At 39.7% G+C, this 26,614-nt stretch carries 12 protein-coding genes; 6 read left to right on the top strand and 6 right to left on the bottom strand.

All coding sequences use genetic code 11. The features are described from left to right. Window positions 1-255: 255 nt before the first annotated feature. On the top strand, window positions 256-1,605 hold the full coding sequence (locus NEOC95_RS09160) for an ankyrin repeat domain-containing protein (RefSeq protein ID WP_166158287.1): 1,350 nt from the start codon (window positions 256-258) through the stop codon (window positions 1,603-1,605). Between the two features lie 47 nt (window positions 1,606-1,652). Continuing rightward, complete coding sequence (locus NEOC95_RS09155; RefSeq protein WP_213152590.1) at window positions 1,653-8,072, top strand: hypothetical protein; 6,420 nt, start codon at window positions 1,653-1,655, stop codon at window positions 8,070-8,072. A 617-nt stretch (window positions 8,073-8,689) separates the two neighbouring features. On the opposite strand, the gene NEOC95_RS09150 is transcribed toward NEOC95_RS09155, so the two are convergent. Beyond that, window positions 8,690-9,127: a transposase gene (locus NEOC95_RS09150; protein WP_166158293.1), complete on the bottom strand. Its 438-nt coding sequence runs from the start codon at window positions 9,125-9,127 to the stop codon at window positions 8,690-8,692. Window positions 9,128-9,265: 138 nt separating this feature from the next. After that, window positions 9,266-9,511 carry a transposase gene (locus NEOC95_RS09145; protein WP_166158296.1) on the bottom strand — a complete coding sequence of 82 codons (246 nt, stop codon included), beginning with the start codon at window positions 9,509-9,511 and terminating at the stop codon, window positions 9,266-9,268. A gap of 194 nt (window positions 9,512-9,705) precedes the next feature. On the opposite strand from NEOC95_RS09145, the gene NEOC95_RS09140 reads away from it, so the two are divergent. From NEOC95_RS09140 to NEOC95_RS09130, 3 genes are all read left to right on the top strand, one after another. Continuing rightward, complete coding sequence (locus NEOC95_RS09140; protein WP_166158299.1) at window positions 9,706-11,055, top strand: ankyrin repeat domain-containing protein; 1,350 nt, start codon at window positions 9,706-9,708, stop codon at window positions 11,053-11,055. 45 nt (window positions 11,056-11,100) lie between these two features. After that, the gene (locus tag NEOC95_RS09135) at window positions 11,101-17,238 is read left to right on the top strand and encodes a hypothetical protein (RefSeq protein WP_166158302.1); all 6,138 of its coding nucleotides are present in this window, start codon (window positions 11,101-11,103) and stop codon (window positions 17,236-17,238) included. Between the two features lie 189 nt (window positions 17,239-17,427). Beyond that, window positions 17,428-17,739, top strand: a complete 312-nt coding sequence (locus tag NEOC95_RS09130) for a hypothetical protein (RefSeq protein ID WP_213152589.1) — start codon at window positions 17,428-17,430, stop codon at window positions 17,737-17,739. An 806-nt stretch (window positions 17,740-18,545) separates the two neighbouring features. On the opposite strand, the gene rpsI is transcribed toward NEOC95_RS09130, so the two are convergent. Continuing rightward, window positions 18,546-18,932 carry a 30S ribosomal protein S9 gene (rpsI, locus tag NEOC95_RS09125; protein ID WP_042238994.1) on the bottom strand — a complete coding sequence of 129 codons (387 nt, stop codon included), beginning with the start codon at window positions 18,930-18,932 and terminating at the stop codon, window positions 18,546-18,548. A 14-nt stretch (window positions 18,933-18,946) separates the two neighbouring features. Further along, window positions 18,947-19,393 (bottom strand): 50S ribosomal protein L13, encoded by a 447-nt coding sequence (rplM, locus tag NEOC95_RS09120; RefSeq protein ID WP_042238997.1) that lies wholly within the window; start codon window positions 19,391-19,393, stop codon window positions 18,947-18,949. Between the two features lie 219 nt (window positions 19,394-19,612). Between rplM and miaB the strand changes: the two genes are divergently transcribed. Beyond that, the gene (gene miaB / locus NEOC95_RS09115; RefSeq protein ID WP_166158308.1) at window positions 19,613-20,995 is read left to right on the top strand and encodes a tRNA (N6-isopentenyl adenosine(37)-C2)-methylthiotransferase MiaB; all 1,383 of its coding nucleotides are present in this window, start codon (window positions 19,613-19,615) and stop codon (window positions 20,993-20,995) included. Window positions 20,996-21,194: 199 nt separating this feature from the next. Here the strand turns inward: miaB and ligA are convergent, their stop codons facing one another. Both ligA and glgB read right to left on the bottom strand, forming a co-directional pair. Then, a complete protein-coding gene (gene ligA / locus NEOC95_RS09110; protein ID WP_213152588.1) occupies window positions 21,195-23,186 on the bottom strand; it encodes an NAD-dependent DNA ligase LigA in 1,992 nt (663 codons plus the stop codon). Between the two features lie 7 nt (window positions 23,187-23,193). Next, on the bottom strand, window positions 23,194-25,320 hold the full coding sequence (gene glgB / locus NEOC95_RS09105) for a 1,4-alpha-glucan branching protein GlgB (RefSeq protein WP_249270218.1): 2,127 nt from the start codon (window positions 25,318-25,320) through the stop codon (window positions 23,194-23,196). Between the last annotated feature and the right edge of the window lie 1,294 nt (window positions 25,321-26,614).

Here is a 26,614-nt window from a genome sequence, read left to right as displayed (position 1 = left end):
GATAAGATAATCTGTATAAATATCAAGAAGATCAAGTTTCATTTTTTTCTCCTCTTTTCAAAGAAAAAAATATACCTCTAGAATAATTTTTTCAACTCATCTGTGCGTAAGGTGAGTTAGGTATATTTAAAGCCAAAAAACATTTTTGCAACAAATATTTCCTTGACCAAATAAAGAAGCCTCATTTAAAAGCTTAGATTGCTTTTTAAATAAAACTATAGATATTTAACCCTTCCCCCTTAAGGAATAAAAATTATGCAGTTTTCTTCTTCCCTAGACTACGATCCTTCCCGTCCAATCATCCACTGTGATGCTTCTTTAAATCAAATCAGTAGTGAGATGGCCAGAATTGAAAAAGAAGTTTATCGTTTAAGAGGAATTATAGGAGCTTTTGATGAAACTATGCAGGAAAATGCTGCTTTGACAACAGACATCATGGATGCTTATTTAAAAGAGCTTATGCCACCTCTTGATCGAAGAGAAATCTCAGTCATTCAACAGCAAATCGATACAAGGATAGAAAGCATTAAAGAAAGCTGCTTAGAAAACTACCGAGGACTGTTAGATGCAAGAGAGCTAATTGTGATAGAAGGCCAAACAATCCAGCTTAATGCTCAAACCAAAGCTACCTTAGAGCAAGCCTACCAGCAAAGGCTAGAGGAAAATATCTATCAGCTTAAAGAAGAATTTCCTCTAGGAGAAACAACCGATTTAGACCAAATGCAAGCTCAGCTTAAAGAGAAATTTGAAAGGTATCAAGATCTCTTTGAAAAACTTTTTGAGCGCAAGCAACAACTGACAGATCAAGGCTATGAGCTGCAAGAAGCCATGGAGCCAGAGCTAGCGAAACTAAGAGCCCAAAAGCAAGAGCTACAAAAGGATCTAAAAGTCACCGATCTTTTTATAGCCAGCCAGTTAGGAGCTGTCGAGTATCTTAAGCAAGAAATTAGCAAAAAATGGAGATGGGGTCGTAAAGATTTCGTTAATACACCTTCTCAGGCAGGCTTTGCTCCTTTACATTACGCCGCTTATCATAATCAAAGAGAAGCGCTGCAGCTTCTAATTGATAAGGGTGCTGACCTAACTTTAAAGGATAGTGAAGGCTATTTACCTCTTCATTGGGCGTCTGAAAAAGGTCATGCTGAGATCGTTCAGTTACTTATTCGACACAAGCCCTCTACCATTAATGCCAAAGGCCGATTGGATCGCACGCCCTTACATCGTGCTGTTTTTTGTGGCAAAGTAGAAAACGCCCATCTTTTGCTTAAAAATGGTGCTCATATCAATGCACGAACACATGAGAAAAATCATTGCCAAACACCCCTTCATTTTGCTGTCTTACAAGGAAATATGAGTATGGTATTAGCATTAACTCGCTATCCAGAACTGGATATTCTTCAACAGGATAGCCAAGGCCAGGCACCTTTGCATTATGCTATTGAAGAGGGATTAGTCGATATCCTCAATATCTTGCTTAAGCATCCTAGCTGGCAAAAAGCAACTGTTTCTACCCATGCTAAGCTCTTAGAGAGCCTTTTAACTATAGTCCCTAAGCGGCAGGCTAAAGAAATTAAAGCTCAACTGCTTTTGAATTTTCCTAAGTAAACATTGATAGCTTCGAAAAAATGATCAAAAAAAATTAACGAGCTTACATGCAAATTTTTCCCGACTTAGGTCATTCATCGCGTATCTTTTATCAATCATTACATACAGAAGCAGAAGGCAGCTTTAACGTTGTTTCTGCTAGTTCAGATATTGAAGATAATATAGCAGCTCCTTCTTTAAATCCTTTCCCATCCCCTCTTTCATCTATAAAAAAAACCGCACAAGAAGAAAAGCTTTTAACCCAGCGCCTAATAGGGTATTTAGGTCGCGAAAAGGACCTATTAGGAGAAACCATTGCTCATCTTTATGCTGAAGTCTCTCTTTATACGTCTGAAGAAAAAGATAAACTAGCTAAGCTTTTGCCTACTCTTAAGCTACCTTGTTTGATGCTTAAAGAAGAGATAAGAGAAGAGATAATCAAGCAGGTAATAAGAGAGGCTTCCGATTCGCGCTTACAGCCTTTTCATACAGCTTTAGCTAGTATTAAGAACGCTTTAGATTCTTCTACAACTATTTCATATAAAGAAAAACTAGAAGCTTTGAGGGATTACTATGCCACTTTCCTTAAACAGCTCTTAGAAACTTCTAGTGCAAATGAAAGAGAAGCTTTGCTAGCTTTAAAAGCCCAAGTCTGTGGAGATTCCATAGGTTTTCTTCTTCTTGATATAGACAAAGCACGTGCTATGCTTTCTATCGATGAGTTAGGACTCCCTTGCCGTACCAACACACATGGCAGGCATGCCGTTGCCTCTTTGCAAGGTCTACATTGCAAAGCCAATCCCACCGCTGCTGTAGTCTCGGATTATCTACAGCCTGCCTGGGAATATGCAGCTACCTCTTTAACCCAAGCTTTTTCTACAGAGTCTTTGATTGCTGCCCCCACATCTTTCTTAAAAATTTCCAACATCTTAACCTACAACTGGCAAGCTTCTTTAGATCAAGAAGCTAGAAAAGCTTTTAATCAGCAACTGCAGCAAGGTAAAACTTCTCAGCAAATCTTTAAAGATACCCCAGAGCTTAAAGAAAAGCTATGTGCAGTCACATACTTGGAAGCTCGTACAGTCCAGATAGGCTATACTATCGGCCATTCTCCTAAAGCTACACGCCCTCAAGCTATGCTACTGGCAGATCTTATTAACGTCTTAGAAATGTTTGATCTATTATGCGATGAACATTTATTAACTGCGCAGGATGTTATCGAAAGCTGGCCTTCCCTTTTAGAAGAAGCACATAAGTCCTATCCTTCTAATCCTTCCCAGCTTTTCCACGAATATAAGAGTTGGATGGCACAACTAACTGAAAATCAATGTTTAAGCGAATTTTCTTCTACAGGAGATTTTAATCTAAAATCTGAAGAACAAGGCTTGCGAGCTTTTTGTGAAGATTATTTAAAAATTAAAAATGAAAATAATTTTTGGCAGCTTTTAGCTATATTAAAGGCACATCCTAAGCTAGCTGCAAAATCTTCTTTAGCCTCTCTAATTGATCTGCCTTTAGCTTTACGCTGGATCGCTAAACTTTTTCCAAAAAAATCTATAGGAGAGCTTTTTCGTCTTATTCCTCCTTTACTAAAGAAAATGGATAAAGAGAATTTTAGCAGTTTAGTCATTGCCAGCCTCCTCATCTTACCTAATGATGGCAAAGCTGATAATTACATCGTTGAACTCGAGTGGGAAGATCAAGAATTGAAACGCTTAAAGCTAGCCTGTATTGATAATGATCGGGCGTTTGAACCTGCTATTATTCGGGCAGAAAAAGGACATGGCATCCATTTAAAATGCTTACCATTGTTGCTTAAAGGATGCATGAACCAGTCGATCGCTCCTTCAGTCAAAAACCATATTTCGAATTTAAACCCTCGTGATTTTTTGCTGGAATGGATTAGGCAATTAGACCAAAGAAACCAGCAGTATCAAAGGCTTATTCAGCAACATCAGCTGACTAAAGAAGATTTTATAGATGGAGCAGGGGATAAAAAGCTAGATATGCCCCTCTTGCTGCCTAAAGGTTTATTGGCTGCCCTTCTAAATAAATTACAATCCCTTCAAAAAGAGCTTAAACCAGATCTTGTAAACCACTATGACCTTTTTAAAGCTTTAGAGCCCACTGCTTTTGCCTGCTATCAAGCCCTGATGCAAAAGCATGCCAATCCTTTAGATGCGCTACTAACTCTGCATCGCCAACGCACCAACGTCGAAGCTCTTATAGGATCTTTTAACTTAAAAGCTGCAAGCCTTCAGGTACATTTGGTACCTTTAGAAGAAGAAGTCAGCGATTTTGTAACAAGCCTTAATTGGTCAGCCCCTTTACCTACCTTACTTAAGACCCTAAAAGCAATCAGTAATCTTTCTTTCTGTCTCCCGGTTCCTCTTTCCATAGTACAAAAGCAAAATTTTCTGTTGATGGCTATCCAACTAGGTAAAGCCTCCCTAGTCAAATTGGCACTGGAGTTAGGAGCTAAAGTCAACCAAACGGATGAAGCTGGGCAAACGGCCTTGCATAAGCTGATGCGAACCTATGATTTACCGCACCTAGCAGAAGAGCAAATAATTATGATAGCAGATCTTTTGCTAACTCAAAAAGATATCGATCCTAATGCCGTTGATGAGCAATACTCTCCTCCTCTTTTCTCTCTCATTAATCGAGCTAGCCATGCGCCTAACCTTTTTTCTCTTTTATTAGCTAAGTTGGTCAGCAGAGGAGTAGATTTAGACTACCCTGATAATCATCCTAATTCTTTGCATAAAGGAATGACACCGTTAGAAAAAGCTATGGTGGAAGACAACATCTTCGTGTTTATCGAGCTTGCTAAGAAAGGAGCAGGGGCTAAAACACATCCAGCTAAAATTTTGGAATTTGCCACAAAACATGCGCAAAACCTTGAGCTAGGAAAAACTCTGCAACTGCTAGAAGCTCAATGGCCAGCTTTTGCTTACCTACGCTCTCTTGCGCTCTTTACGTTACCAGCTACTGGCCAAGGCTTTGAATGGGAAGGTGTAGACTCAGGCGTGGTTAAGTTACATCCGTTAGTCATGCAGCAGCTTCCTTTAAATGCAGCCTTAGAATTTATTAAGCTACCTAAGACTTCAGGACGCAGCGCCGCTACCCCAGTAAGCTATTTACATCGCAAACTGCATTTTAAGCCTTATCCTGAGATGGCAGGCAGGGAATATGCGGTAGGAAGCCTACATCGCCTGATTATTGGACATGGTACACCAGAAACCGAGCTATTCAAATGCTACAATGCCCGCCTTAACCCTTATCCTCTATTAGTCTCAGAAACAAGCGAAGGGCAAACTTTAGACAAAGCTTTAAAAACAGGTAATACGCTCACTAAGTTAGATTTACACCGTCTGCATAATATGATGCTTCTATCCATGCTAGTTAATCCTGAGGATGGTAAGCCTGATAACTACATCCTACAATCTTTTATCAACCATCTAGGCGAAGTAAAAGAGCAGCTAGTTTGTGTTGATAACGATCATGCTTTTATTCCTTCTTTTTCAGAAGAAGGAAAGCTGCAAGTTAAATGCATCCTATTTTGCTTAAACCAAATGCACGAGCCCCTTCATCATAAGACAAAAGAACGCTTCTTACAGATCAACCCTTTAGAATTGTTACAAACTTGGCTAAGAAATTTAGATAAGCAACAGCAACGTTATACTAAACTCTTTACCGAAAAAGATCGTGAATTTGTCTACGCTTATAATAAGCAAAATCCTGTCATCTCTATCCTTTTACCCCCTAGAACAGTAGCTAAAATTTATCAAAAGCTTAGTCGTTTGCAACGAGCTTTAAAAAAATTAGAAAACAATGCCAATTTAACTCCTTTAGAGCTTTTAATCCGCTTAGACCCTCCTCTTGGAAGATATTATGAGCATCTATTGCAAAATAAGCAAACCTCAATTTATGAGCGCTTTTTAAAAGGACCTGGCCAATATTATGAAAAAAGTCTTAATGGTCTAGAGACTAGCAGCACTAGCCGCTCGCTTTTAAAATCGAGCAACATGCCGACTCAAGATTTAGTTAAGCATGAACAGCGCTATGTCCCTAAAGAAGCTTTAAAAGAGCTTGAAGTTTTAGTCAGCCAAAGTTATCCTAGGAATCTTCACGCCGTTGCCGCTGCCATGCAAAAAGGAAATATTATTCCTTTTCGTGAGCTTTTGACGGATGACTTAAGAGAAGCTGCTTTAGCATTTATAGATATATCTCAACAAAAGCAAGAACTTGCTTTGCTTAAAGCCATGGCTTCCTCGTCTTTTGAGACTTTAACGTTGAAGAATTGCCAAGCTTTAAATGATACTCTCTTAAAAAGCCTGCTAATAGCTTCTGCAGCCATTACTAAGTTAGATGCCAGCAATTGTTCTTCTTTAACATCATTTTCTTTTCCCGAATTGTCTTGCTTAAACTCTATTGACCTCTCTAATTGTATGCGTCTTTTTAAGCTTAGCTTAAAAGCTCCTAAGCTGCGTTTCCTGGCTTTGAAAGGTAATCGAGCACTAACTTTTCTAGAAGTAGACGCTCCTTTTTTAGAGAAACTTGAGCTTGAAGGCTGCTCACGGCTTTCTGTCCACCAAATTAAAGCTTTAGTTCAAAAATGCCCTCAGCTTAAAAGTTTGACCTTGGCTGGGTGTAATCTCTCTTTTTTGCCTCATGTTGACATTATCCATGAACAACCTTTGCTTATTCGCTATGAGTTAGAAACTTTCTCTAAAGAGGTCATACAGTTTCTTAAAGGTTTGCTTGATAATTCTTCTGTTGAATGGATTCCTCCAAGAGGACTATCCAGGATAGAATTCAGAGCTCTAACGGATGGGCTTAAAGCCAATACTTCTTTTTCCTACTTAGATCTTAATAAAGGCAACCTACGTGATCAAGGTGCTAGTGCTTTAGCTAACGCCCTAGAATGCAATACTTCGCTCACTAAGATCAACCTTGAAGATAATAAAATAAGCAATCTTGGTGCTAACGCTTTAGCCCATGCCCTAGAATGTAATTCCTCGCTCAATACTCTGATGCTTTCGCAGAATGAGATAAGCCATGAAGGCGCTAGTGCTTTAGCTAGAAGCCTTAAAAACAATTCCTCGCTTACCAAGCTTAATCTTTTCTACAATCAGATAGGCAATAAAGGCACTAAAGCTTTAGCTCAAGCCCTACAAAGCAATTCCTCGCTTACTACGCTATACCTTAGCAGCAACAAGATAAGCAATGAAGGGGCTAGCGCTTTAGCTCAAGCCCTACAAAGAAACTCCTCGCTTACTACGCTGTACCTTAACAGCAACAAGATAAGCAATGAAGGGACTGGCGATTTAGCTCAAGCCCTACAAAGCAATTCCTCGCTCACTAAATTATATCTTGGAGCCAATCAGGTTGGCCCTGAAGGCGCTGCCGCTTTAGCTCAGGCCTTGAAACGCAATTCCTCGCTAACTGAGCTAGAACTGGAAGGAGCCCGGATAGGTAATAAAGGCGTTACCGCTTTAGCTCAAGCATTAGAGGGGAATTCCTTCCTTACTGCACTAAAAGTTTCTAGCAATCAAATAAGCCAGGAAGGTGTTAGCGCCTTAGCTATAGCTCTCAAAACGAATACCTCGCTATCTGTACTAGACCTTAGCTGGAATGAAGTAGACTCTCAAGGCGCTATCAATCTAAGCGAAAGCCTAAAAACTAATAACTCGTTAGCTGCAATTAATCTTAACGTAAATAAAATAGGCTTTGAAGGCGTTACCGCTGTAGCTCAAGCTTTAGAAGTCAATAACTCTCTCACTCGACTGGTGCTTGGAAATAATCAGATAGGTCCTCAAGGCGCTAACGCTTTAGCTAAGGCTCTAAAATGCAACTCCTCGCTTACTGAATTAAAGCTCCAGAATAATAAGATAGGCAATGAAAGCGCTAGCACTTTGGCTCAAGCCCTACAAAGTAATTTCTCGCTTACTAATCTAGGCCTTTACGAAAATCAGATAGACGATAAGGAAATTATACGATCTATTAATAACCTGTTATTAAGAAATCAAGATGAGCAAAAACAAGGAGAGGGACAAATATCTCTAGCCACTCCTATGATAATAAAAGCAAACTCTTATCGATGTAAGAGAGAACCAAATCGTAAAGCAGCTCACCTAGCTCAAGCTCCGAGCTCTTCTCTCTCTGTTGAGACCTTTCTTCCAAGTGAAAAAATCCCTCATGCTCCTCTGCCTGCCGATCCTATTCGTCGGCTTGCTCTGCAGCTAGGGAATATCCTTAACGACTATTTCCCATCATCCGCTTTTCAACAAGCAGATGAAGAAACTAAGCGTACAACAGCCCATTTTCAAATTCAGCTATTAGATCTGCAGCATTGTGATTATTCGCTGTTTAGCCAACAAAAACTTCAGCAAGCCCAAAATTATTTAACTACTATTTCGGCTTATTTGGCTGATAAAAGAATTATCTCGAAGGCACCCCTTTTTACATTAATGAATGAGGAATGACAATAAAAAGCTTTCTGAGTACAGATGGGGAGCTATAAAATTTAGCCAGCTAACATAAAAACTTTAGACAAGCTACGGACAGGCCTTGAATAAAAAAAAGATGCTTTAAAAAAGTCATTTACATCTTGGGAGGAGATGGTAATGCCAAGCAACTTTAAAAAAAGCTTCGCGGCTATATTATAGAAGATCGCTTACCAAAACGGCGATTTGCCGCTTTAAAAGAAGCTTTGGAAAAAATATTCGCTCTGGAAAAATAGCCTATTGGCAAGCAGAACTACTGGCAAAACCATTGGATGCGAATAGTTTGGCAAAGCTTGGAATACCCAAATCGCAGTGGGTGCTACCTTAGGTGATAAATCTAGTATAACGTTGCTCCTTAAATAAAGAAGCTATTATTCGCTTTTAATTTACTCTGTATGCAGTCACGTACTTTATAAAATCCCTTTTGCTAAGCAGAAAGGCGTCTTTCAGAGGGTTGGGTATGCAGACGAAGTTTTTCTAAAGCGTATTAGATTATTTACGCAACAGGTACCTAGTGCCCGTTAGCCTTTCCATTTCCATCTATGAGTATCGTGTAAAAATTTTTACATCCAAATAAAAGTAAAAATTTAGTGAGCCTATCCCGATAATTTGCCTATCCAAAACAGTATAAGGCTAAAATTTAACAGCCCTTTCCAATACTTCACTTGTCTTTCCCATCGCACAACAATCCTTCTAAACTTTCGTTGTAGCCAAGATATGGCTCTTTCAACTTGCCACCTCCATTTCTTGAGCTGGCAGACAACTACCTCAGCTTTCTTGATAGCCCCTATTCTTCGCCTAGGTATAAATGGATATATTTTCCTTTTTAGCAACTTCTCCCTAAGTTCCTCTGAGTCATATCCTTTATCAGCTTCTAAAACAGGTATGACTTGGCTGAGTTCATAAAGCCTTTGCAGCTTATCCATATGCGGATCAATCAACTTTTCCAACTGTTTCCTTTCATCTCCTTTAGCGCTGGTTACTTCAAAGCTTAATGGACTGCCATTGCCGTCTACCAGAAGATGGGCAGTCATGCCTTTACCCTTGTAACCATAGTCTATTAACTTACCGCCTCACTTTCCCCCTGAAAAAAAAACCATCAATGGCTAGTCTTTCCCAATTAATCATTCCCGCCACATCTGCGCATTCTTTTAATGCCGATAGCAAGCTATCTAAAGTTCCATCTTCTTGCCATTTTTACCTAGCCACCGATGAGCAGCAGATCTTGATCCCCAATTGGGTCCTTTAGGCAGATCACACCAACGCGAGCCGGTAATCAAAATCCAAAATAAACTATTATAAATCTTTCTCCAGGGAGTATGCGGCTTTCCCTTTAAATTTTTTGGAGGATTCTGCGACAAAAGCGGTTGTAAGATTCTCCATTGAGTATCTGTAAATCCTTCAAATCTTCCTGGCATGCCTCTTTCCCTTATTAAAAAAGAAGAGTATACGCCACAAATTTAAATTTTTCAATATTATCTGGATAAGTTCGCAAGCTTAGCAAATATTTGCTTGACTAAATAAAGAAATTCCATTTAAACCTTTAAATTTGAATTTTTAATAAAAACACATCTAGTTTAAATTTATTTTTTTATTTAAAGGATAAAAATTTATGCAGCTTTCTTCTTCACTAAACTACGATCCTTCTCGTCCAGTCATTCACTGTGATGCTTCCTTAAATCAAATCAGTAGTGAGATGACAAGAATTGAAAGAGAAGTTTATCGCTTAAGAGGGCTTATAGGAGCCTTTGATGAAACTATGCAGGAAAATGCTGCTTTGACAACAGACATCATGGATGCTTATTTAAAAGAGCTTAAGCCACCTCTTGAGCAAAGAGAAATATCAGTGATTCGACAGCAAATCGATACAAATATAGAAAGCATTAAAGAAAACTGCTTAGAAAACTACCGAGGACTGTTAGATGCAAGAGAGCTAATTGTAATCGAAGGCCACACAATCCAGCTGAATGCTCAAACAAAAGAGAGCTTAGAGCATGCCTACCAGCAAAGGTTAGAGGAAAATATCCATCAGCTTAAAGAAGAGTTTCCTCTAGGAGAAACAACCGATTTAGAGCAGATGCGGGCTCAGCTTAATGAGAAGTTTGAAAGGTATCAAGATATTTTTGAGAAGCTTTTTGAGCGCAAGCAACAGCTGACAGACCAAGGCTATGAGCTGCAAGAAGCCATGGAGCCAGAGCTAGCCAAACTAAGAGCCAAAAAGCAAGAGCTACAAAAGGATCTAAAAGTCACCAACCTTTTTATAGCCAGCCAGCTAGGAGCGGTCGATTATCTTAAGCAAGAAATTAGCAAAAAATGGAGATGGGGTCGTAAAGATTTTGTTAATACACCTTCTCAGGTAGGCTTTGCTCCTCTGCATTACGCCGCTTATCATAACCGACGAGAAGCCCTGCAGCTTTTAATTGATAAGGGTGCTGACCTAACTTTAAAGGATATTGAAGGCTATTTACCTCTCCATTGGGCGGCTGAAAAAGGCCATCATGAGATCGTTCAATTACTTATTCAATACAAGCCCTCTACCATTAATACCAAAGGCCGATTGGATCGCACTCCTTTGCATCGTTCAGTTTTTTGTGGCAAAGTGGAAACTGCCCATCTTCTTATTAAAAACGGCGCCCATATCAATGCACAAACTCATGAAAAAAATCATTGCCAAACGCCCCTCCATTTTTCTGTCTTACAAGGAAATATTAGCATGGTGCTAGCATTAACACGTTATCCTGAAATGGATATCCTTCAGCAGGATATCCAAGGAAGAACACCTTTGCATTATGCTATTGAAGAGGGATTAATCGATATCCTCAATATCTTGCTTAAACACTCAAACTGGCAAAAAGCAACTGTTTCTACTCATGCTAAGCTCTTAGAGAGCCTTTTAAGTGTAGTCCCTAAGCGGCAGGCTAAGGAAATTAAAGCTCAGCTGCTTTTGAATTTTCCTAAGTAAACACTGATAGCTTCGAAAAGTAATCAAAAAAATTAACGAGCTTACATGCAAATTCCTCCCGACTTAGGTCGTTCATCACGCATCTTTTATCAAGAAAATGAATTAGAAGTAGAAGGCAGTGCCAGCGTTATCTCTAATTCTCCCACTATCGAAGAAAAAAAAATTCAACCTCCTTTCTCTCCTCTTCAGCTCGCTCTATTATCAAATGATAAAATCACAAGAGAGGAAAATTTTCTAATTCAGCGCTTAAAAGCTTACCTAGGTAGAGAAAAGGATTTATTAGGAGAAACCATCGCTCATCTTCGCGCTGAGGTTTCTCTTTACACCTTAGAAGAAAAAAGCAAACTGGCCACGCTTTTGCCTAATCTCAAGCTGCCATGGTTAATGCTTAAAGAAGAAGAAAGGAAGGATTTGATTGAGCAGGGAGCGAATGAGTACTCAGATCTACGCCTACAGCCTTTTCATATAGCTTTGGCCAATATTAAGGAAGCTTTAGATTCAGCTATAACTATTTCATATAAAGAAAAGCTAGGAGTCTTGAGAGATTACTATACCACTTTCCTTAAACAGCTTTTAAAAAGTTCCAAAGTAAATGAAAGAGAAGCTTTGCTAGCATTAAAAGCCCAAGTTTGCGGGGATTCCATAAATTTTCTGCTTATCGACATACCCAAAGCGCGTGCTATGCTCTCTATCGATGAGCTAGGACTACCTTACCGCACGAATACACATGGCAGGCATGCCGTCGCTTCTTTAGAAGGTCTACATTGTAAAGCTAACCCTACCGCTGCGGTGATCTCCGACTATCTAAAGCCCGCATGGGAATATGCCGCTACTTCTTTAACACAAGCCTTTTCTCCCACATCTTTAATTGCTGCTCCTACATCTTTCCTCAAAATTTCCAATGTCTTAACCTTCAGCTGGCAGGCCTCCTCAGACGAGGAAGCAAAAAAGGTTTTTAAGCAGCAATTGTGGCAGGGCAAAACTTCTCAGCAAACCTTTAAGAAATACCCAGACTTTAAAGAAAAATTATGTAAGGCTGCTTGCTTAGAAGCGCGTACTGTGCAAGTAGGCTATACCATCGGTCATTTTCCTAAAGCTACACGCCCTCAAGCTATGCTACTAGCCGATCTTATCAGCATGTTAGAAATGTTTGATTTCTTATGTGATGAAAGTTTACTAAGTGCGCAAGAGGTTATTAAAAGCTGGCCCTTTCTTTTAGAAGAAGCACGTAAGCCTTATTCTTCTGATCCTGCCAAGCTTTTCTACGAATTTAAGAACTGGATGGAGCGGCTACCTGAAGAGCAACGTCTAAGCGAATTTTCCTCTACGGGAGAATTTAGCCTAAGGTCTGAAGAACAAGGCTTACAGGCATTTCGTGCAGATTATTTGGCCACTAAGGAAGAAAATAATTTCTGGCAGCTCTTAGCTATATTAAAGGCACATCCTAAGCTAGCTGCAAAAGCTTCTTTAGGCTCGCTAATTGATCTGCCTTTAGCTTTACGCTGGATTGCTAAGATTTTTCCAGAACAGCCTATAGAAAACCTTTTTCGTCTTATTCCACCTTTACTAAAAAAAATTGATAAAGAAGCCTTTAGTAATTTAATCATCGCCAGCCTCCTTATCCTGCCTAATGATGGTAAGGCCGATAACTACATCGTTGAACTCGAGTGGGAGGATCAAGAACTAAAAAGCTTAAAGTTGGTTTGCATCGATAATGACAAGGCTTTTGAGCCTGCTATTATTCGGGCAGAAAAAGGACATGCCATCCATTTAAAATGCTTACCTTTATTGCTTAAAGGATGCATGAACCAGCCGATCGCTCCTTCAGCCAAAGAATTTATTTTGAATTTAAACCCACGTGATTTTTTGCTGCAATGGATTAGGCAATTAGACCAGAGAAACCAGCAGTATCGAAGACTTATTCATCAACATCAGCTGACTAAAGAAGATCTTGTTGACGAAGCAGCCGATCAAAAGCTAGATATTCCGCTTTTATTACCTAAAGGGTTACTGTCTGCGTTTTTTAGGAAATTGCAACTCATTCAAGACAAGCTGAAGCAAGATCATGTGACCCATTATGATCTTTTTCAAGCTTTAGAACCCACTGCTTTTGCCTGCTACCAAGTTTTAATGCAAAGGCATGTTAATCCTTTAGATGCACTCCTAAGCTTACATCGCCAGCGCACAAACGTTGAATCTCTCCTAGAGCCTACTACTTTATTTGCAACAGATATTCCTCCTTGTTTAGTGCCTTTCGAGAAGGAAGCTAGCAACTTTTTAATGGCCCTTAACTGGTCAGCCCCTATATCTGCCTTGCTTAAGCCCCTAAAAACAATCAGTAATCTTTCTTTCTGTCCCCCGCTGCCTCTTTCCCTAGTACTAAAGCAAAATTTTTTGCTGATGGCTATCCAACTAGGCAGGGGCCCCCTAGTTAACTTAGCGCTTCAGTTAGGAGCTAAAGTCAGCCAAGCGGATGAAGCTGGGCAGACAGCCTTGCATAAACTCATGCGAACTTATGATTTACCGCACCTAGCAGAAGAGCAAATACTTATGATAGCAGATCTTTTGCTAGCCCAAAAGGATATCAATCCTAATGCCGTTGATGAGCAACACTCTCCTCCTCTTTTCTCTCTCATTAATCGCGCTTCGCTCGCACCTACTCGTTTTTCCCTCTTATTGGATAAGATGGTTAGCAAAGGAGTCGATTTAGATTATCCTGATTATCATCCCCATTCTTCGCATAAAGGAAGAACGTCCTTAGAAAAAGCCATGGTTGAAAACAACCTATTTGTATTTATTGAGTTAGCTAAAAAAGGAGCGGGCGCTAACGCACATCCCGCTAAGATTTTAGAGTTTGCCACAAAGCATGCTAGAAACTTTAAGTTAGAAGAGGCTTTGCATCTTTTAGAAGCTCAATTGCCCGCCTTTGCTTACTTACGATCTCTTATGCTATTTACTCTACCAGCGACTGGCCAAGGTTTTGAATGGGAAGGAGTAGACTCAGGCCTAGCTAAATTACATCCTCTCGTCCTGCAACAGCTTCCTTTAAATGCAGCCTTAGATTTTATTAAACCTCCTCGCACTCCTGGACGTAGTGCCGTCGTAGCGGTTAGCTATCTGCAGCGCAAGCTGCACTTAAAGCCTAATCCTGAAATGGCAGGTAGGGAATATGCAGTAGGACGCTTACATCGCTTAATCATTGGACATGGTACACCCGAAACAGAGCTATTTAAATGCTACAATGCTCGCCGCAACCCTTACCCTCTATTAGTCACGGAGACAATTGAAGGACAAAACTTAGATGACGCTTTAAAAGCAGGTGATACGCTGGCTGATCTGGATCTACATCGATTACATAATATGTTGCTCTTAGCCATGTTAGTCAACCCTGAGGATGGTAAGCCTGATAACTATATCCTCCAATCTTTTATCAATCATCAAGGAGAGATAAGAAAGCAGCTGGTTAGCGTCGATAACGATCATGCCTTAGTTCCTTCTTTTTCAGAAGAAGGCAAGCTGCAAGTCAAATCTATTCTCTTTTGCTTAAACCAGATGCAGCTACCCCTTCACTCCAAAACAAGAGAACGCTTTTTACAAGTTAAGCCTTTTGAACTCCTGCAAACTTGGCTACAGGACTTAAACACTCAGCAACAGCGTTATACCAAACTCTTTACCGAGAAAGACCGTGAATTCGTCTATGTTTATAATAAGCAAACCCCTGTTATTTCGATTCTACTGCCTCCTAAGACAGTAGCTAAAACTTATCAGAAGCTTACCCGCTTACAAAGGAGTTTAAAAAATTTAGAAAACAACGCCACTTTAACTCCTTTAGAGCTTTTAATCCGCTTAGATCCTCCTTTAGGAAAATATTACGAGCATCTTCTACAAGACGCCCACCTCTTGCCCTATGAGCGCTTCTTAAAAGGACCTGGGCAATCTTATGAAAAAAGTCCGTATGGCTTAGTGACCAGTAGCACTAGCCACTCTCTTTTAAAATCGAGCAACATACCTATCAAAGATTTAGTTAAGCATGAAGAGCGTTATCTTCCTAAAGAAGCATTAAAAGAGCTAGAAACTTTGATAAATCAAAGTCATCCTAAACATCTTCAAGCCGTTGCCGCTGCTATAATATTAGGAAACATTCAGCCTTTCCATGAACTTTTGACTGATGACTTAAGAGAAGCTGCTTTAGCTTTCGTAGATATTTCTAAGCAAAAGCAAGAGCTTGCTTTGCTAAAAGCCATGACGCCTTCCTCTTTTGAGACTTTATGTTTAAAACATTGCCAGACATTAAATGATGCTCTTCTAAGAAATCTACTAGCAGCTTCAGCTGCTCTTAATACGTTAGATGCTAATCACTGTGTTTCTTTAAAATCCCTATCTCTCCCCGAATTATCTTGCTTAAGCTATCTTAACCTCTCTAATTGCACGCGTCTTTCCAAGCTTAGTTTAAGAGCGCCTAAGCTGCGCTTTCTTACCTTGAAAGGCAATCAAGCCTTGGCCTCTTTACAGTTAGAAGCTCCCCTTTTAGAAGAGCTAGAGCTAGAGGGCTGCATACGCCTTGCTGCTCACCAGATTCAAGCTTTAGTTAAAAAATATCCTCATCTTAAACGTCTGACCTTGGCTGGCTGTAATCTTTCTTCTTTACCTTATCATGAACTTATTTATCAGCAGCCCATGCTCATTCGTTATGACTTAGTAAACTTCTCTAAGGAGGCAATACGGCAGCTGAAAGGTTTAATTGATAATTCTCTTACCAAATGGATCGTTCCAAAAGAGCTACCAGTGGAAGAGCTTAGCGCTTTAATGGATACGCTTAGAATAAACACTGCGCTCACTGAGCTAAATCTTCACAGGAACGAGCTAAGCGAGAAAGGCACTAGGGCTTTAGCTCAAGCCCTAGAACGCAATTCCTCGCTTGCTAAATTAGACCTTAGCCTTAATCAGATAGGCAGCAAAGACGCTATTGCTTTAGCCAAAGCCTTAGCAAAGAATTACTCCCTTACTAAGCTAGACCTTAGTCTCAATGAGATAAGCAATAAAGGCGCTAGTGCTTTAGCTCAAGCCCTAGAATGCAATTCCTCGCTTACTGAGTTCGACCTTAGGCAAAATGATATAAGCAATCAGGGCGTTAGCGCTTTAGCTCAAGCCTTAGAGCATAATTCCTCGCTTGCTGAACTAAACCTCGGGGACAATAAAATAAGCAAGGAAGGCGCTAGTGCTTTAGCTCAAGCCCTAGAACGTAATTCCTCGCTTACTAAGCTGGAACTTTGGAACAATATGATTGGCAAGGAAGGCACTACTGCTTTAGCTCAAGTCCTCGCAAGCAATACTTCACTTATTGCGCTAAACCTTAGGAGCAATCATATAGGCAATGAAGGCGCTAATGCTTTAGCCAAAGCCTTAGCAAAGAATTCCTCGCTTGCTAAGCTGGATCTTAGCCTTAATCAGATAAACAGTAAAGGGGCTAGTGCTTTAGCTCAAGCCCTAGAACCCAATTCATCGCTGGCTGAGTTGAACCTTGGGGTTAATGAAATAAACGCAGAGGGTGCTAGCTCTTTAGCTCAAGCCTTAGAACGCAATTCCTCGCTTATTGAGCTAAATCTTTATTGGAATCAGCTAGGCAAGGAAGGTGCTATCCCTTTAGCTCAAGCTCTACAGCGCAATTCCTCGCTTGCTAAACTAGACCTTAGCCTCAATCAGATAGGCAATAAAGACGCTAGCGCTTTAGCTCAAGCTCTACAATGCAATTCCTCACTTACTGCGTTGGGCCTTTCAAAAAACAAGATAAGCAATGAAGGCGCTAGCACTTTAGCTCAAGCCTTAGAATGTAATTCCTCACTTGCCGAATTGAACCTTTCAGCCAACCAGATAAGTAAAGAAGGTGCTAGCTCTTTTGCTAAAGTCCTACAATGCAATTCCTCACTTGCTAAGCTGGACTTAAGTTACAATGAGATAGGCAATGAAGGGGCTAATGCTTTAGCTCAAGCTTTAGAAAGCAATTCCTCCCTTACTGCGCTGTACCTCTCGGTCAATAAGATAAGCAATGAAAGCGCTAGTGCTTTAGCTCAAGCACTAGAACGTAATTCCTCGCTCACTGAATTGAACCTTTCAGGCAATCAGATAAGCAGAAAAATTTTAATATATATTAATACTTTGCTACAAAGGAACCAAAATCAGTAACACAAAGAGAAAAGACAAAAAATCTCTCATCACTTTCGCGGAAAAAAGTAATTTTTCACCAAGCTAAGAGGGAGCCAGAGCGCAAGGCAATGTACATAGCTCAGAATAAGAACCCTTTCTCAACTGAAGATTCTCTTCTCATTAAAAGAACGGCTCCCCGTCTTCTTTCCGGCAACTCTATTCACCACCTTGCCTTGCAGCATTAAAACATACTTTAACGACTATTTTGCTTCACCTGCTTTTCAGCAGGCAGATGAAGAAGCCAAATGTACGATAGCTCTTTTTCAAATTCAGTTATTGGATTTACAAAATTGCGATCATTTCTTATTGGGCTCAAAGAAGCTTCAGCAAGCCCAAAATTATTTGGGCACTATTTTGCCATATGGAGTTAATAAAAAATTATTTCCCGGAATTATGTTTCTAATCACAGGAAAGAAGACAATGAATGAAAATAAAAATCTCCTTCCAACTTTGATAGGTTCTCTCCCTTCATTGGCTTAAATAAAGTACTTAGAACTCACAATTCCGCAGGTTAATTTCCATTGGCCTATAATTTCTGAAAAGAGGGTTGAGTCAACACATAAGCTCCTACTCATTAAATAGTTAATCAGTCCTCCTGTGGTCATAATAGCTTTCGGATTATGATGGATTAATTCATTTATTATCTCCCCTTATCTCAATCTCATTGCATAGTGTAGAAACAATCTTAAGAGAATTAAAGCCCTTGCTACAATACTTTTTCATCTTTCATGTTTTCGATTTCTTTGCTTATGGAGGAACAAGAATGTAAGCGGTCACGAGGGTTAGCAGTGATTAAGTTTTTGATGATAAAACAATAACGTAGATTAATAAGTGCAGTAGATAGAAAAAACAGCTATTTGCAGGCAATTTTGACTTTACAGATGCCCGCAGGCTCACATCTAAAGCTAGGTATGCCCCTTGACCGCTTATACAAGAATAGTTTTTTCTAAAAAAAGTTGTAGGCCCACGCTCCTCTCTTTAATTTTAATCCCTTGATTGTTAATTCATTAAAAAAAGTTAATTCTTTAATTTAAATTCTACTCCTTTCTTGTTTTCAGAAAGCCATAAAAAACAGGAGCAAGGTGGGCTAAAATCAATCTATCAAAATTACTAAATAATAATATCTTGAAATCGTTACAACTTGCGGAATGTGAGTTAGAACATCTAAACGGCTTATACAATGGATAAATTTGTAAAGAGATACTCAAAATAACAAATATCGAAGAAAATAAAAAAGGAGCCTGTTGGCTCCTTTGGGAAATAGTAAAATCGGTAGAAAGATAAGATTAACGTTTAGAGAATTGGAATCTCTTACGGGCTTTTGCATGGCCATATTTTTTACGTTCTTTCTTACGCGCATCCCGTGTTAAGAATCCTTGCGATTTAAACTCTTGGTGGAGGCCTTCTTCAATGAGCAATAGAGCACGAGCAACGCCTAGACGAGAAGCAATTACTTGACCTTCCACCCCCCCGCCTTTTACACGGATAATCATATCATGGCGACCATTACCATTTAGCTTTTCAAAGGGCGCCAAAATCGTACGTCGTTGGATTTCTAAAGGAAAATATTCCTCAAAAGTACGGCCATTAATGTCGATATTGCCGGAACCTGGCCTAATCCTGACTGAAGATACGGCTGTTTTACGACGACCGGTTGCTACAAATTCTTCCATAGTGTCTACTTATCTTAAATGTTTGCTTTGATTGGTTTTTGAGCTTCTAGATTATGTTCTTTTCCTGTCGCATAGACGCGTAAACGCTTAAGCTGCGCGTTAGCTAGACGGGAATGCGGCATCATGCCTTTCACAGCATGCTCAATGATATATTCAGGCTTACGAGCTTTCATAACACGATAGGGTGTCCGACGAAGACCACTCATATAGCCTGTATAGGAAATATACTCCTTTTGAGCTTCTTTGTTACCAGTCACCCGAATCTTATCAGCATTCAGAACGATAACACCGTCCCCTGCATCAGAATAAGTAGTAAAGGAGGGTTTATGCTTACCTCTAAGTATTTTAGCAATCTCGGCAGCAAAGCGTCCCAGAGTTTTACCTGTTGCATCTAGAATAAACCATGTAGGCCGGCTATCTTCTTTACGATGCATGATTGTCTTATTTGTATATTGAGTCATGTTTAGAACCTAAAAATTCTATGTTTGTTCAGAATGAAGGTACATGTTACCTATTATCTGCCATTTTTGCCAATGTTTTTATTCATTTTTGTAAGTTTATTCTTCGAAGCTTCTATACTTTTTAAGCTGTATCCTCACTTCAGCAGGATGAAAACTTGAAAAAAGATGACGTTTGCCCTACAATAATCCCTTTCTTAAAAACAGGTAAGTGGATTTATTATGCGTAAACTTCAAAGCTTTTTCGTGAGAACCTATGGATGTCAAATGAATGAACTTGACTCAGAAATTATGGTAGGCCTCCTTGAAGGGCGTGGCCTTGTGCGCACGGAAGATGAAAACCAGGCAGATCTATTACTCTTTAATACCTGCTCGATTAGAGATTTAGCAGAAAGGAAGGTCATGGGGAAGCTAGGAAAATTAGGACACTCCTTGCAAAACAATCCTATCATTGGTGTCACCGGCTGCATGGCCAATGCCAAAAAAGAGTCTCTTTTTCAAAAACTTCCCCATATTGACTTTGTGCTCGGCACGAATAACATCCATGAACTCAATCATGTGCTCGATGAAGTCTTAGCTAGTGATAAGCAAATCGTGCGCACAGACGAGCAATTTCAATTTGAGCTAGATTATCTAAGCGCCAAACGGGACGATAAAGTTAAAGCTTATATTTCCATTATCCGCGGTTGTGATAAATTTTGCACCTATTGTGTGGTCCCTTATACACGCGGCCCTGAAGTTTCACGCTCACCGGAAAACATTTTAGAGGAATGCCGCCAATTAGTGAGTAAAGGATATAAAGAACTCATCCTTTTAGGCCAAAATGTTAATAGCTATGGAAAAGACCAGCCAGAATGGCAGTGTCGCTTTCATGATTTACTTTATCAAATAGATAAAATCCCAGGTCTGCAACGTGTACGTTTCATGACAAGCCATCCTGTGGATATCACTAAAGAGTTGATGGAAGCTATTCGGGATCTGAAAACACTTTGCGAGTTTGTACATTTCCCTATGCAAGCAGGTTCTAACCGCATCCTAAAAAAAATGCATCGTATTTATACGATTGAGCAATATCTTGAGAAAGTCCACATGCTGCGAGAAATTGTGCCTAATGTCACTTTAGGCACAGATATTATTGTAGGCTTTCCTACTGAAACAGCAGAAGATTTTCAGCAAACCTATGATTTAATGAAGCAAATTGAGTTTTCGGTGGCTTTTCTTTTTTCCTATAGCCCACGAAAAGGAACGCCGGCGATGCGTTGGAAAGATGATATTAGCGAGGAGGTCAAGCAAGAACGCTTACAGCAACTTCTCAGCTTGCATGATGAGATAGCAGCTAAACAAAGACAACTCCTGCTAAATACAGAAGTCGAGGTATTGGTGGAAAAGCATAGTTCTAAAGATAAGACTTTACTGAAAGGGCGTACACGTTGTTGGAAAAACGTAGTTTTTGCTGGTAGCGAAGCTCTAATTGGCAGCCTACAAAAAGTACGCGTTCATGGATTTAATCACCAGACTCTAATGGGTACATTAATTGCTAGCCCAGAAGAAAATTCTCCAATTTTTTCTAAAGCGACGGAGCGTAACAAGTTGCAAATAGTCTAATTTTAACCCTTTTCCTTTTCACCTGAATTTAAAAGGTTTATCTAGTAAGCCTTATAAAATTTAGAAGCGATTTCTTTAGCCTAGTTTTTAAACTGCTTTTGCTATAGCCAAGCACTTAATAGGGTTACCCCTTAAGCTTAAGGAGGCAGCTGATCAAGAATTTATTCCTTATCCTAAATTCTAAAGGCCAAACGTCCTGTCATAAAAGGCTCTCAAATTGATCTTCATTAAGGATAGTGATGTTAAGCTTTTGAGCCTTTTCTAACTTAGAGCCAGCACTCTCTCCGGCTAAAACATAATTAGTTTTTTTGCTGACGCTATCTGTCACTTTTCCCCCTCTTTCTTTAATGATGTAGGCAGCTTCATGGCGTGAATATTTTTTTAATGTGCCTGTTAAGACAAATGTTTTACCATTAAACGCATGCCCCTTGAAAGCAGCAGCTTGCATCGGTTGCAGCTCTAGGCCATTGGCTAGAAGCTTCTCTATCTCTAAGCGATTTTTAGGATCATTAAAATAATCCACCACAGCAGAAGCCACTTTATCTCCCACCCCTTCTATTTTTAATAGATCCTCAAAAGACATATGCATAAGATGATAGATGTCCCCTGCTTTAATAGCTAAAGCTTCAGCAGTACCGCTCCCCACATACTTGATGCCTAAAGACATAATAAAGCGCGCCAAGCTTACCTTGCGGGCTTTATCAATACTTGTTAAAAGGTTGTGGATAGATTTAGCTTTAAAATTATCCAGCTGGGCAAGCTGCTCGGCGGTTAAGCAAAAAATATCGGAAGGATTGCGGACAAATCCTTTATTAAACAACTGCTCAACTACCTTTTCTCCCAGATTTTCAATATCTAAAGCCTCTTTGCCAGCAAAGTAAATGAGCTTTTTTAATTGTTGTTCCGAACATTGAGAGGCGTTAGGACAGCGTATAGCTACCTCTCCATCTACATAAATAACTTTACTTCCACAACTAGGACAAGAAGAAGGCATTGACCAGGGGAGGGTTCCTTCCACACGCTTGGATAAATCGATCTTTACTACCTTAGGGATAACATCGCCTCCCTTTTCAATAATAGCAAGATCTCCAACACGGATGTCTTTACGTTTGACTTCTTCTTGGTTATGCAGCGTAGCGCGGGCAATCGTACTTCCAGCTAGAAAAACAGGCTCTAATTCTGCTACAGGCGTTAAGACTCCTGTGCGGCCGACTTGTACAGTAATAGCATGGATACGCGTGGCTACTTGCTCGGCTGCAAATTTATAGGCGATGGCCCATCGTGGATTTTTATCAGTATTTCCTAAAAGCTCCCATTCGCGAAGAGCATCTAATTTAATGACTACCCCATCAATATCAAAGGGAAGCTGTTTACGCAAAACCTGGACTTTTTCTGTATAATCCCAGATTTCCTCAATGTTATGACACTTAGCATAGGTGTATAAGGCAGGCAGGCCCAATTCTTTTATATAATGATGAAGCTCATATTGGCTAGTTAAGCCATGGAGATGGGCGTTAGCAATGCCATAAAATACAATATCTAGTTTTCTTCTAGAAGACTCACGTGGATCCAACAATTTTAAGGAACCGGCAGCTGCATTACGGGGATTAGCCCATATAGGCTCCCCCGCTTTTACACGTTCTTCATTTAAACGCCTAAAAGCTTCATGCGGCATAAATACTTCACCTCGCACTTCCAACACCTCGGGGATGTTTTTCCCATACAAACGCAAAGGCAAACGGGCAATCGTTCTAATATTGTTAGTAATCACCTCTCCTTTACGTCCATCCCCCCGCGTCAAACCACGCACAAAAACACCTTTTTCATAGCGCACCGATACAGCAATGCCATCCATTTTTAGCTCGGTGCAAAAAGCGGGTTCCTGCTCGCCTAGCAGCTTTTGAATGCGTTTAATAAAATCCACAATCTCATCTTTGCTATAGGTATTAGCTAAAGAAAGCATAGGAATTTCATGGGTAGCCGTCTCAAATCCTCCGCTAAGCATTTCTCCCACACGCTGTGTAGGAGAGCTAGAGGTCACCCATTCAGGATGAAGGCGCTCAGCTTCTTCCAATTCTTTTAACAATAAATCAAATTCTTGATCGGAAATGACAGGATTATGCTCAATGTAGTAATGTCTATTGTGCTGCCAAATCTCTTTGCACAGCTCTTCGTATTCGTGCTTATTCATGTAAAAACTACCAAAAATTAACTCTTAAGATCATTGTAGATAAAGGAGCAAGATGGATTTTTAAGGCGGCAGCCTTTCCATAAGAATCAATCAAGATTTCTGGATTGGTATTAAGCTTTCCAGAGCCGCCATACTTTACATCATCCGTATTAAAAACTTCTTCCACTGCAGCTAAATTTTTTAAATTTACTCGGTAGTCAGAATAATAATTAGGTGTGAAATTATGTACGCAAAGCAGAATATCATGCAAGCTTTTACGAAGATAGCAAATCACACTATTGTGGCGATCTTCAAAATCTACCCATTCAAATCCTGCCGGATCATTATCTTTTTCCCATAGACTGCGATTTTGCAAGTAGAAGTGATTGAGATCTCTGTTCATCTCTTTTAAGCCTTGATGAAGAGGAAATTGCAGCAATGGCCATTCAATTTGCCCTGTACTAGACCATTCATTCCACTGGCCAATCTCACCTCCCATGAAAAGCAATTTTTTGCCTGGCTGGCACATCATGTAACTCAGTAATAAGCGCAAATTAGCAAACTGTTGCCACATGTCCCCTGGCATTTTACTTAGCAGGCTTCTCTTTCCATGGACCACCTCATCATGCGATAAAACTAAAATAAAATTTTCACTGAAAGCATAAAGCAATCCAAAAGTCAGATTATGATGATGATGCCGACGATAAATAGAATCTTTAGCTATATAATCTAAGGTATCATTCATCCACCCCATATTCCATTTCATATCGAACCCTAACCCTCCATATTCTACAGGATGAGTAACTTTTGGAAACGAGGTGGACTCCTCAGCAATCATTAGCACACCCGGATGGTTCTTATGCACAATGGAATTAAGATGTTTCATAAATTCAATAGCTTCTAAATTTTCATTTCCGCCAAACTGATTGGCAATCCACTGCCCCTCTTCACGACCATAGTCAAGGTAGAGCATAGAAGCTACGGCGTCTACTCTTAAGCCATCGACATGCATCTTATCAAACCAAAAAAGAGCGTTAGCAATCAGAAAGTTCACAACTTCCTTGCGTCCAAAGTTAAAGATGTAAGTATTCCAATGGGGATGATAGCCTTGTTTGTAATCTTCATGCTCGTAAAGAGCTGTACCATCAAACCGCCCTAAAGAAAAATTATCTGTGGGAAAATGCCCTGGCACCCAATCTAAGATAACGCCAATATTATTTTCATGCATATAGTTAACAAACCATTGGAAATCTTCAGGGGCTCCAAAACGACTGGTGACTGCATAGTATCCTGACACTTGGTATCCCCACGATTCATCTAGGGGATGCTCTTGGATAGGAAGAAGCTCTACATGCGTATAGCCCATCTCCTGGCAATAGGATGCAAGCTCTTGGGCTACCTCTCGATAATTCATAAAATGCCAGCCCTCTTTTTTCTTCCAGGAGCCCAGATGAACTTCGTAGATATGAATAGGCTTAGGATGAGCAGCCTCTGCTTGACGTTTTTCCATCCATTTAACATCTTCCCATATAAATTTATCCACATTAGCTATAATTGAAGCATTAGCGGGTCGCATTTCACCGCATAGAGCCATAGGATCAGCTTTGAGATGTAAATCCTCTCCTTGAGAGCGGATTTCAAACTTGTACTTTAAACCTTCTTTTAATCCAGGCACAAATAATTCCCATATACCCGAGCTACCTAAAGAACGCATAAGGTTGCAGCGGCCATCCCAATGGTTAAAATCGCCTACCACCGCTACACTTTTGGCATTAGGAGCCCACACGCAAAAACGAACGCCTTCCATTCCCTGATGGTTAACAAGCCTCCCTCCCATCACATTGTAAAGCTGATAATGCACTCCCCTACTGAAAAGATAGAGATCTAAATCGCCAAGCGAGGGGGAAAAGGAATAAGGATCATAGTCTAATAGGCCATTATGATGGTAAACCTTGTAATCTTTAAAAGAAGTATGTGCAGGAACTCGATATTCAAAGAGCCCGGCTGGATGGACACATTTAGCTTTAACAATTTTATCAAATAATTGTAAGTAAGCTTCGCTGGCTCCCGGCCGCCATAAACGTACAACTTTTTGCCCTCGCTTATTTTTATGCAAACCTAAAAAATGGTGAGGATTGTATTCGTCAAAATGCATAAAAGCCTTTAAAAAATGGATCTGTTTATGTGCTGATATTGCCATAAGAAATTCTCAAATAAAAAATTGCATCATATAAATTTCTTATTTCGTTTGCAAACGAGAAAACAGAATAAATTTCCTACTTAAGCTTTTTATGCTGCCATTTGCATTACCCTTTCATTTCTTTCTCTTTATTCCTTTGCAGGATCATAAGTAGCCTGCCCGTTCATCTTCAAAAGATTTTTTCAAAATCAATTTTTAAGCCAAAAAATTTTTTAAGAAGGCTTTTTTTTCAAGCAAATTTATTATTTATTCAAAGAAGGTTGCGATTAATCCAATGAGCAGCTTTAAATATCAGCCTACCTACATGCTACCTTGGTAATTGCCCCCATCCTTCTTTGCCTTAGCATTTGATAATGGCATTGGCAGGCTTTTCCTAAAGGGCTTAAATCGCCCAATAAGAAACTATTTTACCCTTCTTATTTTGCTCTGAAGTAAATTTTAACATCCTGTCATTCAACCTCAGATAAATTAATAAGTTAGCTACTCTCTATATCTCCATCCTTTCCTTCTTAAAATCACCTAACGCAATCTGCTCTATACTAATTACTTAGATAAATATTAGGCATATTCAGAAAGCAAGCTTATCTCATCGATTGCCCTGCAATTTAATGTCCACCTCTTCAGCTAAACATTGTGTTGAACCTTTAATTTTTTAACTTATTGATGGTTAGATGCCAAGTAATAGGCCAAGTTTACTCTCTTAATGATAGGAACTTTTACTCTCCTTTGCGTCGATAGTGGCAGAGTTGCTTTTTTTTAAGATTTGCAAGATTTGATCTTGCCTTTCCTATTCTATTGATTGCCTGTGTCCACGAAGGCCTAAGATCAGCCTAGGAAAGAGTGATAGGTAAATCTTATAGCTTTTTAGAAAATGCAAGCCTCCCAAATTAAAACGAAAATATTAGCTAACGAGACTGAGGCTAATCTTTGTCTCTAATCACCCTAACACCATTGCTTTTATTTTCAGGAAGTTTTAAGGCAATATGGGGGGAGATAATGAGGAAACATTCTATAGCAACGGAAGATGACGTCATATTGGCTAAGCTCCTAACAATTACTATAAGAAAATTGATTGATTTGAAAAGTAGTTAAGCTCTTCAAGATGGGGAAAGGAGAAACTAAAGTAATCCTTTCTAATAACATTTTTATTTTACTCGTTTAGATTTTAGCAGTCTAAAATCTTTGAAAAAGGAACGCCTAAGAGGTACAAAACATGTGGAAAGGAGGAGAGAAGATTAAAAAAGATTGT

Origin of the sequence: Neochlamydia sp. AcF95 (assembly GCF_018342455.1) — a bacterium.
Taxonomy (GTDB): Bacteria; Chlamydiota; Chlamydiia; order Chlamydiales; family Parachlamydiaceae; genus Neochlamydia.
This window is presented reverse-complemented; position numbering and strand designations above follow the sequence as displayed.